Genomic DNA, 12,298 nt, shown 5'->3' with positions numbered 1-12,298 from the left:
CCGGGGCTGGCCAAGGGCCGTCGCGCTGCATAGAGCGGATCGCAATGGGTCAATGAAGGGAGACGGCAATGGCATATGAAACGATCCTGGTGGAACAGCGCGATGCGGTGACGCTGGTCACGCTCAACCGCCCGCAGGCGTTGAATGCGCTGAACAGCCAGGTGCTGAGGGATCTGGGCGAGGTCTTTGCTGCCTATGATGCCGATCCGTCGCAGCGTTGCCTGGTCCTGACCGGCAGCGAGAAGGCCTTTGCCGCCGGCGCCGACATCAAGGAAATGGTGGAGAAGGATTCGGCGGACTTCTTCCTGGAGGATTTCTTCTCCGGCTGGCAGAGCAAGGTCGTCGCCACCCGCAAGCCGTGGATTGCGGCGGTCGCCGGCTTCGCGCTGGGCGGCGGATGCGAGCTGGCGATGATGGCGGATTTCATCCTGGCCGCCGACACCGCGAAATTCGGCCAGCCCGAAATAAAGCTGGGCGTCGCGCCGGGCATGGGCGGATCGCAACGCCTGACCCGCGCCGTCGGCAAGGCGAAGGCGATGGAAATGTGCCTGACCGGCCGCATGATGGGCGCCGAAGAAGCGGAAAGCGCCGGTCTGGTCGCGCGGATCGTTCCGGCGGCTGATCTGCTGGAGGACGCGCTCAAGACGGCCGCGACCATAGCGGGGATGCCGCCCATGGCCGCGATGGTGAACAAGGAAATGGTCAATCTGGCTTTCGAGACCGGGCTGGCTCAGGGCATCCTGACCGAACGCCGCCTGTTCCAGATCCTGACCGCGACCGAGGACAAGAAGGAAGGCATGGAAGCCTTCGTCGCCAAGCGTCCGGGGGTTTGGAAAGGCCGCTGATTGGTAAGCGGGTGGAGGCTGATGATAGCCGATTCAGGACATTCCCCTCCCGTAAACGGGAGGGGTTAGGGGTGGGCGCGAGCGTAGCGAGCTTCTGACTTAGCCGTTGCAAAACAGCGCAGATGCCGCGCCAGCCCACCCCCTAACCCCCTCCCGCCTGCGGGAGGGGGAATGTCCGCAATCCACCCATTTACGAGACGCTTGGAGATGGAAACCCCTTACTTCCCCTCCAACATCTCGATCATCAGCGAAAAGTCGCGCCCCGCTTCACCCTGATTGGCGAGCAGCTGGTAAAGCGACTCCGCCGCATTTCCCATCGGCACGCTCGCTCCGACCGAAGCGGCGGCTTCCGTCGCCAGCTTCAAATCCTTCAGCATCAGCCCCACGGCGAAACCGCCCTGATAGCCATTGTCCGACGGGCTTTGCGGCCCGACGCCCGGCACCGGGCAATAGCTGGTCATGGACCAGCTTTGCCCCGACGATACGCTGGAAATATCGTAGAAGGTCTGCGGGTCGAGGCCCAGCTTCTTCGCCATGGCGAAGGTCTCGCAGGTCGCCACCATGGTCGCGCCCAGCAGCATGTTGTTGCAGATCTTGGCGGCCTGACCATTGCCCGCGCCGCCGGCATGGATCACCGCCTTGCCCATGGCCGACAGGATCGGCCTGGCCCGGCCGAAAGCCTGGTCCGAGCCGCCGACCATGAAGGTCAGCGTACCGCCATTGGCCGCCGCGATGCCGCCTGAAACGGGTGCATCGACCATCTCGAAGCCCTTGCCCGCAGCGGCTTCCTCCACCCGGCGCGCCGTCGCGACGTCAATGGTCGAACAGTCGAGGAACAGCGCATCCGCCTTGGCCGCTCCGAAGACCTCGCCTGTATAGACGGCTTCCACATGCTTTCCCGCTGGCAGCATCGTGACCACCGCATCGGCGCCTGAGACCGCCTCCGCCGCGCTGGCGCAGCGCACGGCGCCCGCTTCGGCCGCCTTGGCCAGCGCCTCTTCCGAAAGGTCGAAGGCCCGCACGGCAAAGCCGTTCTTCAGCAGATTTGCGGCCATCCCACCGCCCATATTGCCCAGGCCGATGAAGGCGATGGTCTGGCTCATTTCAGGCACTCCTCTAGAGCGATTTCATGTCAGATAGGCCATCTGACGGCTTGGAAATCACGGAAAACAAAGCATGTTCAGCCGCGCAGTTCGGGCAGCGGCGTCCATTCCCTTTCCGGCGGCAAGGGCGCGAACAGGCTGTCCACCAGCTCGTCCGTCACATCCTCCGGCCGCGCGGGATTCCATCGCGGCGCATTGTCCTTGTCGAAGATCACCGCGCGCACGCCCTCCACGAAATCGGGACGGCGGATGACATGATGGCCGATGCGATATTCGTTGCGCATATTGTCGGCAAAATCGGTGAAGGCAGCGCCCTCGACCATCTGGCGCAGCGCCACCTTGATCGTCTGCGGCGATTTGGTGGCGAGCGTCGCCAGTTGCTCGCGCGCCCAGTCCGATCCGTCGGCTTCCAATGCAGCCAGAATATCCTCGAAGCGGTCCGAAGCGAACAGCCGGTCGATCTCCTCCCGATGCGCTTGCCAGGCCGATGGCGGCGGCGCATCGGCCATTTCGTCCAGTATTTCCGCCAATCCGTCGGGATCGGCAATGATCCGCGCCTTGACGGCATCCAGCTTGTCCGACGCCATATAATGGGTTGCGATGCCGATGGCGGCGCAATCCGCGCCCTTGATCCGCGCGCCCGTCGTTGCCAGCCATGCTCCGGTTCGCCCCGGCATGCGCGGCAGGAACCAGCCGCCGCCCACATCGGGAAACAGCCCAATGCCCGTCTCCGGCATGGCATAGGTGGTCCGCTCTGTCGCCACGCGATAGCGCGCCGGATCGGAAATCCCCACGCCCCCGCCCATGACGATGCCATCGATGAAGGCAATAATCGGCTTTTCATAGACGAACAGCAGATGGTTCATCCGATATTCGGTGAAGAAGAATTGCTCCGCCTCCGAACAGTCGCCCCTGGCGCTGTCGGCGATCATGGCGATGTCCCCGCCCGCGCAGAAACCGCGCCCTTCGGCATGATCCAGCATCACCGCAACGACGCTCTCATCCTCCCGCCAGGCCAGCAGCGCATCAATGATCGCGCCGCACATTTCGGTGGTCAGCGCATGGATCGCCTTGGGCCGGTTCAGCCTTATCCGCCCCACGCCATTGTCGACGGAAATCAGCACCTGATCGGTCATAAAATCTCCTGCGCATTCTCTCTCGGGCTTAGGGCCGCAGCATGTCGCGGGCGATGATCATGCGCATCACCTGATTGGTGCCTTCCAGGATCGAATGCACGCGCAGATCGCGCCAGAAGCGCTCGATCGGATAGTCCATCAGATAGCCATAGCCGCCATGCAGTTGCAGCGCCCGGTCGACCACCGACGATCCGGTGTCGGTCGCCAGCCGCTTGGCCATGGCGGCGAAGCGCGTCTTGTCCGGCGCATTCTCCGTCACCTTGACCGCCGCCGCATAGAGCAGCGTACGGGCGGCCTGAAGCTCTGTCTCCATATCCGCCAGCGTGAACTGCGTGTTCTGGAAATCCGCGATGCTCTGCCCGAACTGCTTGCGATCCTTGGTGTAAGTGAGCGCTTCGTCGATGCAGCGCTGCGCTCCGCCCAGCGAGCAGGCGCCGATGTTGAGCCGCCCGCCGTCCAGCCCCATCATCGCGATGCGAAAGCCTTCGCCTTCGCCGCCGACCAGATTCTCGACCGGAACCTGCACGCCGTCGAAATTGACCTGAGCCGTCGGCTGCGAATGCCAGCCGAGCTTGCGTTCCTGCGCGCCGAAGCTGACGCCGGGCATGTCCTTCTCGATGACGAGGCAGGATATGCCCTTCGGCCCGTCGTCGCCGGTACGGACCATGACGACATAGATTTCATTCTCCCCGCCGCCGGAGATGAACTGCTTGGAGCCGGTGACGACATAATGATCGCCTTGCCTGATCGCCCGCGTCTTGAGCGCCGCCGCGTCGGACCCCGATCCCGCTTCGGTCAGGCAATAGCTGCCGATCCGCTCCATCGGCACCATGGAGGGCAGATATTTGTCCTTCACGGCCTGCGATCCGAACCGGTCGATCATCCAGGCGGCCATATTGTGGATCGAGATGAACGCGCTGGTCGACGGACAGCCATAGGCCATCGCCTCCATGACCAGCGCCGCCTCCAGCCGCCCAAGGCCGATGCCGCCCGATTCCTCCGACACATAGATGCCGCCGAAGCCCAGTTCCGCCGCGGCGCGGATGGTGTCGCGGGGGAAGATATGCTTTTCGTCCCACTCCGCCGCAAAAGGGGTGATCGCATCGGCGGTGAACCGGCGCGTCATCTCCTGAATGGCCAACTGGTCCTCGGTGAGATCGAACTGGCTCACAAACTCTCCTGACGTTCGCTTTGGGTTGCTTCTAGATACGATGCGGAATTGCACGCAACAACGCAGTTCTGCATAGCATTGCAGCGATTTTGCAGATTTGGCGAGTGATGAATGTTCGATTGGGACGATCTCAGGGTCTTTCTGGCGGTGGCGCGCACGCGAAAGATCGCGCCCGCCGCGCGAGCCCTGGGGATCGATGCGACGACCATAGCGCGGCGGCTTGCCCGGCTGGAGAAGGCGCTGGGGCCCGAACTGTTCGAAGTGGGGGCGGGGGAGCGCACGCTGACCGCCCATGGCCAGGCGTTGCTGAGCCATGCCGAAAGCATCGAGAGCGCAGCGCTCGCCGCGATGGAGGAGGCCACCGGGCGGGAGCATCATCTGAACGGCCAGGTGCGCCTTTCGGTGGCCGAGGGTTTTGGCACCTGGGTGCTGGCGCCGGGGCTTGCCGACTTCGCCAGGCGCCATCCCGCCATCAGGCTGGACCTCATCACCGCATCCGGTTTCCTCAATCCGTCCAAGAGGGAGGCCGACATGGCGGTCATGCTGGCCCGGCCGCAGCGGGGGCGGCTGTCGGTTCGCCGGATGGGCGATTACCGGCTGCACCTTTATGCCGCGCCCCACTATCTGGCGGAGGCGGGCGTGCCCGAAGGCACCGCTGACCTGCGCGATCATGTGCTGATCGGCTATGTGCCGGAATTCATCTTCTCGCCCGAACTCGACTATCTGGACGAGGTGGAGGCGGGGCTGGAAGCCAGTCTGCGCGCCACCAGCATCAATATGCAGCATCGCATGATCGCGGAAGGGGCGGGGATCGGCGTGCTGCCTGATTTCATCGCGGGCGGCGATCCTTCGCTGGTGCCGGTGATGGCCGGCGAGGTGGAGATCATGCGCAGTTTCTGGCTGGTGACGCATGGCGACCTTAAGAAGCTGCCCCGCATCGCGGCCGTGGCGCTATGGTTGCAGGAGCGTATCGAAACCCTGAAAAGCGCCGCCGAGGTCGACCAGACGACGGGAAATCGCCTCTAGGCCATATCGACGCGGCCCGTCGGGGCCGCTAAGGGAGTCGGCATGACAGTGAAATGGTCGCAGTTCGCTCATGCAGCATAAGTCCAAGCGCAGCCGGGCGATGGCCCTGCCCAACAGCGAGTTTCGTACCCGGGCGACCGAATATCTGGATTTCCTGGCCGCCTGGGTGAAGAAACCGCGCCAGACCGCATCCGTGGTGCCCAGCAGCCGTTATCTCGCGCGGTTGATGGTCGCGCATATCGATCCGGAGGATGGCCGGGTAATCGAACTGGGCGGCGGCACGGGCGTCTTCACGCGAGCGATCCTGGGCACCGGCCTTCCCCCGGACAAGCTGGAGGTGGTGGAGATCAACCCAGCCTTTGCGCGCGGGCTGCGGCGTCATTTTCCCCATGTTTCGGTGCTGGAGACTCCGGCGCAGATCGTTTCCACCGCAACCGCCGGAGAGGCCGGGGAATATCAGACGGTCATCAGCGGCTTGCCCCTGCTGGCGATGGATCGGCAGATGCATGCCGACATTCTTTCCGAAAGCTTCCGCATGCTGCGGCCGGGCGGCGCCTTCATCCAGTTCACTTATTCCATGCGTCCGCCCGTGAGCCGGGAGATTCTCGACGCGCTCGGCCTGGAGGTCGTCAGGGCTGGCCAGACCGTCCGCAACTTCCCGCCCGCCACGGTCTTCCGCTTTTTCCGCAAGGGCGAATAGACTGCGGTTGCGCCGCGCGGGCGGCACCCTATCTTTGCGCTTCAGAAAAAAGGGGGCACTGCCGCGCATGGCGTCCATCATCACCGTTTCGGGCCTGACCAAAAGCTATGCTTCGGGTTTCCAGGCGCTCAGGGGCGTCGACCTGGAGATCGAGGAGGGCGAGATATTCGCGCTGCTTGGGCCGAATGGCGCCGGCAAGACCACCATGATCTCCATCATTTGCGGCAATGTCCGGCCGACGGGCGGCAGCGTCACCGTCGCCGGGCATGACATCGTCCGCGACTATCGCGGATCGCGTTCCGCCATCGGCCTGGTGCCGCAGGAACTGCATACCGATGCGTTCGAAAGGGTGATCGACACGGTCACCTTCTCTCGCGGATTGTTCGGCAAGCCGCGCAACGACGCCTATATCGAGAAGATCCTGCGCGACCTGTCGCTCTGGGACAAGCGCCACAGCAAGATATTGGAGCTGTCGGGTGGCATGAAGCGCCGTGTGATGATCGCCAAGGCGCTGTCGCACGAACCGCGGGTGCTGTTCCTGGACGAGCCGACCGCCGGGGTGGACGTCGAACTGCGCCGGGACATGTGGAAGCTGATCGGGGAACTGCGCCAGACCGGCGTCACCATCATCCTCACCACCCATTATATCGAGGAAGCGGAGGAAATGGCCGACCGGGTCGGCGTCATCAACAGGGGCGAACTGGTGCTGGTGGAGGAAAAGACCGCCCTCATGAAGAAGCTCGGCAAGAAGACGCTGACCATCGTGCTGGCGGAACCGCTGTCCGCCGTGCCGCCGGAGCTTGGCGAATGGCAGGTCGCGCTGAAGGCGGACGGCCATGAGATCGAATATGTGTTCGACACCCAGGCGGAACGGACCGGCGTATCGTCGCTGCTGCGCAAGCTGGGCGATCTTGGCATCGGCTATAAGGACCTCAATACCGAGCAGAGCAGCCTGGAGGATATTTTCGTCTCCCTGGTCCATCGGGAGAAGGCGGCATGAGCGGGTTCAATTATCGGGCCATATGGGCGATCTATAAGTTCGAACTGCATCGCTTCCGCCGCACGCTGCTGACCGGGCTGCTGGTGCCGGTGATCACCACCTCGCTCTATTTCGTGGTGTTCGGCGGCGCGATCGGTTCGCGCATGACGCAGATCGACGGGATACCCTATGCGGCCTTCATCGTGCCCGGCCTGATCATGATGTCGATGTTCACCGAAAGCATCTTCAACGCCAGCTTCGGCATCTATATGCCCAAATTCACCGGCACCATCTATGAACTGCTGTCGGCGCCGGTATCGGCGGTGGAGACGATCATCGCCTATGTCGGCGCGGCGGCGACCAAATCCCTGATCGTCGGCACCATCATCTTCGTGACCGCGCATCTGTTCGTGGACATCCGGGTCGCCCATCCGCTCGCGATGGTCGCCTTCATGGTGCTGATCGCGGTCAGCTTCTGCCTGTTCGGCTTCATATTGGGGATATGGGCGCAGAGTTTCGAGCAGTTGCAGGTGATCCCGCTACTGCTGATCATGCCGATGACCTTTCTGGGCGGCGCCTTCTATTCGATCCACATGCTGGCGGAGCCGTGGCGGACGATCACGCTGTTCAACCCGATCGTCTATCTGATCTCCGGTTTCCGCTGGACCTTCTTCGGGCGGGGCGATGTGGGCATCGAGTTCAGCCTGCTGTTCGTTGCGGCCATGCTGGCGCTTTGCCTTGCCATCATCGGCTGGATGTTCCGGACGGGCTATCGCCTCAAGAAATAAGGCGCAAGGCGTCCGGGTCCGGCTACAAACCTTGCTCCTGTGTAGGCAGGGGCCCGGTCCTGCCGTTCGAACCGGATTCCTTTCCGCGCAGGATGCCCCTAGAGCAGATTCCGATCCGATTGCATCGGCTCGACTGCTCTAGGTCTTTGTTTTGTCGCGCTTTCCGAGTCAGCAGCTGATTTCATCTGCTTGGAAAAGCGCTAGCTCAACCGGTCGATGGCCTCGGCATCCAGGCCGCCGGGGATGACCATGATAGGGCAGGGCAGCTTGCCCGCGTCGGCGCCCGCGAAGTGCGAGACGAGGACGCCGGGGTGCCCGCTGGCGGCGGCCCCCAGCACCAATGCCGCGACATCGTCCATCTCCTCCAGCGTGTGGCGCACGACCGTCACCGGATCGCCCTGCCGGACGGTGATGCTGGGGCGGATGCCGGACTCGTCGGTCAGCGTGCCCGCCGCGCTCGTCACCAGCGCTTCGGCCCGTTGCAGGGCTTCATCCTCCATCGTCGCCTGCACGCCGCCCCATTGGACGAACTCGGCGGGAGGGATGAGGGCCAGGATGCGGATCGCGCCCGCCGTCTTGGCGGCGCGCCGCGCAGCGAAACGAAGCGCCGTCTCCGCCTCCGGCGATTCGTCCACGACAACCAGATATGTCCGCATCTGCCGCGTCCTTACAGGGTAACGACCTTTTGGTCTTCATCGTCACAGGCGCCGGCTGAACCCATATGGTTAGCCGTGAACCAGAGTGGTGAAATGTGGCCGATTATCGGCGGGTGCGCAAGGCTTGGCCTTGACCGTTCCGGCCAAAGCGCCGAAACGAACTTCATTGCCCCATGCCCGATAAAGATGAGAGGCCTTCCACCCATGAGCAAGACGATCCAGATGCCGGCCCTTTCCCCGACCATGGAAGAAGGGACGCTGGCAAAGTGGCTGGTGAAGGAGGGCGATGCCGTCTCCTCCGGCGACCTGCTCGCAGAGATCGAGACCGACAAGGCGACGATGGAATTCGAAGCCGTCGATGAAGGCATAGTGGCCAAGATACTGGTGGCCGAAGGGGCGGAGGGCGTGAAGGTGGGCACGGTCATCGCCATCATCGCGGAGGAGGGCGAGGATGTATCGCAGGCCGCTGCTGGAAATGCCGCGCCCAAGGCGGCTGCTCCCGCAGAGAGTGCAGAGAGTCCTGCGCCCAAGGCCGACCCCGTTCCCGCCAAAGCGCCCGCACCTGCCGCCAAGGCTGATCCCGCGCCGGCCCAGGGGACCGATGGCAGGGTGAAGGCCAGCCCGCTCGCTCGCCGTCTGGCCGAGGCCAAGGGGCTCGATCTTGCCGCCGTCACCGGTTCCGGCCCCAATGGCCGCATCGTGAAAGCGGACCTCGACGGTGCTGCGCCGGCCGCCAAGGCCGCTGCTCCGGCGCCTGCCTCCGCGCCTGCGGCCGCACCCGCCGCCGCTCCGGCTGCGGCGCAGGACTTCGGCATCCCGCATGAGGTCATCAAGCTCAGCGGCATGCGCAAGACGATCGCGCGCCGCCTGACCGAATCCAAGCAGCAGGTGCCCCATATCTACCTGACCGTGGACGTTCGGCTCGACAAGCTGTTGAAGCTGCGCGGAGAACTCAATGCCGGCCTTGGTTCGCGAGGCGTCAAGCTGTCGGTGAATGACCTGCTGATCAAGGCGCTGGGCGTCGCGCTGGTCCAGGTGCCGGAATGCAATGTGCAGTTCGCCGGCGACCAGATGCTGAAATTCCAGCGCGCCGACATTTCGGTCGCCGTGTCGATTCCCGGCGGGCTCATCACGCCGATCGTGACCGAAGCGGACAGCAAGGGCGTCGCCGCCATCTCGACCGCGATGAAGGATCTCGCCAGCCGCGCCAAGGACGGCAAGCTGAAGCCGGAGGAGTATCAGGGCGGCACGGCCTCGCTCTCCAACATGGGCATGTTCGGCATCAAGCAGTTCGAGGCCGTCATCAACCCGCCGCAGGGCATGATCATGGCCATCGGCGCGGGCGAGAAGCGGCCCTATGTCATCGACGACGCCCTCCAGATCGCGACGGTCATGTCGGCCACCGGCAGCTTCGACCATCGCGCCATTGACGGCGCCGACGGCGCCCGCTTGATGCAGGTCTTCAGGGAGCTGGTCGAAAATCCGATCGGCCTGCTGGCCTGATGAGCCGGATGGACGAGCAGCCGCCGGCAGACCACCCGGCGGTGCGCGTCATCGCGATGCCCGCCGACACCAATCCCTATGGGGATATTTTCGGCGGCTGGTTGATGAGCCTGATGGATTCCGCGGCGGGTTCCGTCGCCGCCAGACACAGCCATGGCCGTGCCGTGACCATCGCGGTGGAGGGCATGACTTTCCTGCGCCCGGTCGTTGTGGGCGATGAGGTGTCGGTGTTTGCGACGCTGAAATCGGTCGGGCGCACGTCCATGAAGATCGACGTGGAAGCATGGCGCCGTGCCCGGCACGACGACCGCAGCTATCGCGTCACCCGCGCGACCTTCACATTCGTGGCGATCGGTGAGGATCGCCAGCCCCGTTCCGTGCCGCCCTTGGCGGACCAAGACTAGAGAGACCGATATGGCTGAGAATTACGACCTCATCGTTCTGGGCTCCGGCCCCGGCGGCTATGTGGCCGCGATCCGCGCCGCCCAACTGGGCCTGAAGACCGCCATTGTCGAGCGGGAGAATCTGGGCGGCATCTGCCTCAACTGGGGCTGCATTCCGACCAAGGCGTTGCTGCGTTCCGCGGAAATCTACCATTATATGCAGCATGCCGGGGACTATGGACTGGCGGCCGATAAGATCAGCGCCGACATCGCGGCGGTGGTGAAGCGTTCGCGCGGCGTCGCCAAGCAACTGAACCAGGGCGTCACGCACCTGATGAAGAAGAACAAGATCGCCGTTCATATGGGCGAGGGCAAGCTGACCGGGAAGGGCAGGCTCAGCGTCACCAGGGACGGCAAGACGGAGGAACTGACGGCGAAGAACATCATCGTCGCCACCGGTGCGCGGGCGCGCGACCTGCCGGGCAGCCCGGCCGACGGCAAGCGCGTCTGGACCTATCGCCACGCCATGACCCCGCCGGAAATGCCGGGCAAGCTGCTGGTCATCGGATCGGGCGCGATCGGCATCGAGTTCGCCAGCTTCTACAATGACATGGGCGCCGACGTGACCGTGGTCGAGATGATGGACCGCATCGTGCCGGTCGAGGATGCGGATGTTTCCGCCTTTCTCGAAAAGGCGCTGAAGAAGCAGGGCATGACCATCCTGACCGGTGCCGGCGTCAGCGACATCCAGGTCGGCGCCAATGGCGTCAAGGCGAAGCTGAAGGACAAGGCGGGCAAGGAGAGCGTCGCCGAATTCAGCCACATGATCGTCGCCATCGGCATCGTCCCCAATACGGAGAATATCGGCCTCAAGGAACTGGGCGTCGCCATGGACGAGCGCGGTTTCCTGAAGACCGACGCGATGTGCCGCACCAATGTCGACGGCCTCTGGGCGATCGGTGACATCACTGCCCCGCCGTGGCTGGCGCACAAGGCGAGCCATGAGGGCGTGATCGCGGCGGAAGCCATTGCCGGCAAGCATCCCCATGCCATGGACCCGCGCAATATTCCGGGCTGCACCTATTGCCATCCGCAGATCGCCTCCGTTGGCCTGACTGAAGCCAAGGCGAAGGAAGCCGGCTATGAGGTGAAGGTCGGCATGTTCCCCTTCATCGGCAATGGCAAGGCCATCGCGCTGGGCGAGGCGGAAGGCTTCACCAAGACGGTGTTCGATGCCAAGACCGGCGAGTTGCTTGGCGCGCATATGGTCGGTGCGGAAGTGACCGAGATGATCCAGGGCTATACCATCGGCAAGACGCTGGAGACGACCGAGGCGGAACTGATGCACACCGTCTTCCCGCATCCGACCATCTCGGAATCGATGCATGAAAGCGTGCTCGCCGCTTATGGGCGCGCACTCCATATCTGATCGGCGCAAAGCCGTGGCTAAAGGCGCGGGGGCGTTTGTCCTCGCGCTTTTTTGCGTCCTGGGGATTGCGCTGGTCCAGCGGCAGGGATGGCTGGATGGGCTGAATGCCGGGTTGATGGGAATGGCGGGGCGCGCGCGGGACAGCGGCGCCGGAACCATCGTCACCTGGATCATGCAACTGGCGTCGGCCGTGGGCGGTACGGCCGGGCGCTTCGCTCTGCTGGGCGCCTGCTTCGTCGCGCTTTGGCGGATGGCGCGTGCGCGTGCCCTCTGGCTGTTCTGGGTGGCGTTCGGCGGGACATTGCTCAACCTGGCGCTCAAGCAGATATTTGCCGCGCCCCGGCCCGATCTGTTGCCGCATCTTGACCTGGTGAACAGCTATAGTTTTCCAAGCGGCCATGCGGCGGGAAACATGGTCTTCTTCGGGGCACTGGCCATGCTGGGCGGGGGGCGCTCCGCCTATGTCGCCATGGGACTGGCGATTGCGCTGATCGGGATCAGCCGGGTCTGGCTGGGCGTGCATTGGCCGAGCGACGTGCTGGCGGGTTGGATCGAAGGACTGGGCTGGCTGGCGCTGTG

At 64.1% G+C, this 12,298-nt stretch carries 12 protein-coding genes and 1 pseudogene; 9 read left to right on the top strand and 4 right to left on the bottom strand.

What is annotated here, in order from left to right:
* The first annotated feature begins 68 nt into the window (after window positions 1-68).
* The gene (locus tag EGM87_RS07555) at window positions 69-845 is read left to right on the top strand and encodes an enoyl-CoA hydratase-related protein (protein ID WP_044662467.1); all 777 of its coding nucleotides are present in this window, start codon (window positions 69-71) and stop codon (window positions 843-845) included.
* A gap of 218 nt (window positions 846-1,063) precedes the next feature.
* On the opposite strand, the gene mmsB is transcribed toward EGM87_RS07555, so the two are convergent.
* The 3 genes from mmsB to EGM87_RS07540 all read right to left on the bottom strand — a co-directional run bounded on the left by mmsB (window position 1,064) and on the right by EGM87_RS07540 (window position 4,255).
* On the bottom strand, window positions 1,064-1,948 hold the full coding sequence (gene mmsB, locus EGM87_RS07550) for a 3-hydroxyisobutyrate dehydrogenase (RefSeq protein ID WP_044662466.1): 885 nt from the start codon (window positions 1,946-1,948) through the stop codon (window positions 1,064-1,066).
* A 77-nt stretch (window positions 1,949-2,025) separates the two neighbouring features.
* Window positions 2,026-3,084 (bottom strand): enoyl-CoA hydratase/isomerase family protein, encoded by a 1,059-nt coding sequence (locus EGM87_RS07545; protein WP_044662465.1) that lies wholly within the window; start codon window positions 3,082-3,084, stop codon window positions 2,026-2,028.
* Window positions 3,085-3,112: 28 nt separating this feature from the next.
* The gene (locus tag EGM87_RS07540; protein WP_137710352.1) at window positions 3,113-4,255 is read right to left on the bottom strand and encodes an acyl-CoA dehydrogenase family protein; all 1,143 of its coding nucleotides are present in this window, start codon (window positions 4,253-4,255) and stop codon (window positions 3,113-3,115) included.
* A 111-nt stretch (window positions 4,256-4,366) separates the two neighbouring features.
* On the opposite strand from EGM87_RS07540, the gene EGM87_RS07535 reads away from it, so the two are divergent.
* The 4 genes from EGM87_RS07535 (at window position 4,367) to EGM87_RS07520 (ending at window position 7,748) form a co-directional block, all read left to right on the top strand.
* A complete protein-coding gene (locus tag EGM87_RS07535) occupies window positions 4,367-5,281 on the top strand; it encodes a LysR family transcriptional regulator (protein ID WP_044662464.1) in 915 nt (304 codons plus the stop codon).
* Window positions 5,282-5,351: 70 nt separating this feature from the next.
* A complete protein-coding gene (locus EGM87_RS07530; RefSeq protein ID WP_044662463.1) occupies window positions 5,352-5,981 on the top strand; it encodes a class I SAM-dependent methyltransferase in 630 nt (209 codons plus the stop codon).
* Window positions 5,982-6,048: 67 nt separating this feature from the next.
* A complete protein-coding gene (locus tag EGM87_RS07525) occupies window positions 6,049-6,981 on the top strand; it encodes an ABC transporter ATP-binding protein (protein WP_061938889.1) in 933 nt (310 codons plus the stop codon).
* On the top strand, window positions 6,978-7,748 hold the full coding sequence (locus EGM87_RS07520; protein WP_044662461.1) for an ABC transporter permease: 771 nt from the start codon (window positions 6,978-6,980) through the stop codon (window positions 7,746-7,748). Before EGM87_RS07525 ends, EGM87_RS07520 begins: the two co-directional genes overlap by 4 nt.
* Window positions 7,749-7,948: 200 nt before the next feature.
* On the opposite strand, the gene EGM87_RS07515 is transcribed toward EGM87_RS07520, so the two are convergent.
* Entirely contained in the window at window positions 7,949-8,404 is a 456-nt protein-coding gene (locus EGM87_RS07515; protein ID WP_025549169.1) for a universal stress protein, read from the bottom strand.
* Between the two features lie 204 nt (window positions 8,405-8,608).
* On the opposite strand from EGM87_RS07515, the gene EGM87_RS07510 reads away from it, so the two are divergent.
* The 4 genes and pseudogenes from EGM87_RS07510 to EGM87_RS07495 form a co-directional block, all read left to right on the top strand.
* Complete coding sequence (locus EGM87_RS07510; protein WP_044662460.1) at window positions 8,609-9,907, top strand: pyruvate dehydrogenase complex dihydrolipoamide acetyltransferase; 1,299 nt, start codon at window positions 8,609-8,611, stop codon at window positions 9,905-9,907.
* A complete protein-coding gene (locus EGM87_RS07505; RefSeq protein ID WP_025549171.1) occupies window positions 9,907-10,311 on the top strand; it encodes an acyl-CoA thioesterase in 405 nt (134 codons plus the stop codon). Before EGM87_RS07510 ends, EGM87_RS07505 begins: the two co-directional genes overlap by 1 nt.
* Before the next feature lie 10 nt (window positions 10,312-10,321).
* Complete coding sequence (lpdA, locus tag EGM87_RS07500) at window positions 10,322-11,719, top strand: dihydrolipoyl dehydrogenase (protein ID WP_044662459.1); 1,398 nt, start codon at window positions 10,322-10,324, stop codon at window positions 11,717-11,719.
* Window positions 11,676-12,257 (top strand): annotated as a pseudogene (locus EGM87_RS07495) (phosphatase PAP2 family protein); the annotation flags it as partial. The gene lpdA and the pseudogene EGM87_RS07495, both read left to right, overlap by 44 nt.
* Between the last annotated feature and the right edge of the window lie 41 nt (window positions 12,258-12,298).

This window comes from Sphingobium sp. RSMS, assembly GCF_005406185.4.
GTDB classification, from domain to species: Bacteria; Pseudomonadota; Alphaproteobacteria; order Sphingomonadales; family Sphingomonadaceae; genus Sphingobium; species Sphingobium fuliginis.
The sequence above is the reverse complement of the archived record's forward strand: the minus strand, read 5'-3'. Positions and strand labels throughout refer to the sequence as shown.

Excerpts from the sequence above, each read along its gene's own strand:
- EGM87_RS07555 (WP_044662467.1), top strand. The coding sequence starts at position 69 with ATGGCATATGAAACGATCCTGGTGGAACAGCGCGATGCGGTGACGCTG.
- mmsB (WP_044662466.1), bottom strand. The coding sequence starts at position 1,948 with ATGAGCCAGACCATCGCCTTCATCGGCCTGGGCAATATGGGCGGTGGG.
- EGM87_RS07545 (WP_044662465.1), bottom strand. The coding sequence starts at position 3,084 with ATGACCGATCAGGTGCTGATTTCCGTCGACAATGGCGTGGGGCGGATA.
- EGM87_RS07535 (WP_044662464.1), top strand. The coding sequence starts at position 4,367 with ATGTTCGATTGGGACGATCTCAGGGTCTTTCTGGCGGTGGCGCGCACG.
- EGM87_RS07530 (WP_044662463.1), top strand. The coding sequence starts at position 5,352 with ATGCAGCATAAGTCCAAGCGCAGCCGGGCGATGGCCCTGCCCAACAGC.
- EGM87_RS07525 (WP_061938889.1), top strand. The coding sequence starts at position 6,049 with ATGGCGTCCATCATCACCGTTTCGGGCCTGACCAAAAGCTATGCTTCG.
- EGM87_RS07520 (WP_044662461.1), top strand. The coding sequence starts at position 6,978 with ATGAGCGGGTTCAATTATCGGGCCATATGGGCGATCTATAAGTTCGAA.
- EGM87_RS07515 (WP_025549169.1), bottom strand. The coding sequence starts at position 8,404 with ATGCGGACATATCTGGTTGTCGTGGACGAATCGCCGGAGGCGGAGACG.
- EGM87_RS07510 (WP_044662460.1), top strand. The coding sequence starts at position 8,609 with ATGAGCAAGACGATCCAGATGCCGGCCCTTTCCCCGACCATGGAAGAA.
- EGM87_RS07505 (WP_025549171.1), top strand. The coding sequence starts at position 9,907 with ATGAGCCGGATGGACGAGCAGCCGCCGGCAGACCACCCGGCGGTGCGC.
- lpdA (WP_044662459.1), top strand. The coding sequence starts at position 10,322 with ATGGCTGAGAATTACGACCTCATCGTTCTGGGCTCCGGCCCCGGCGGC.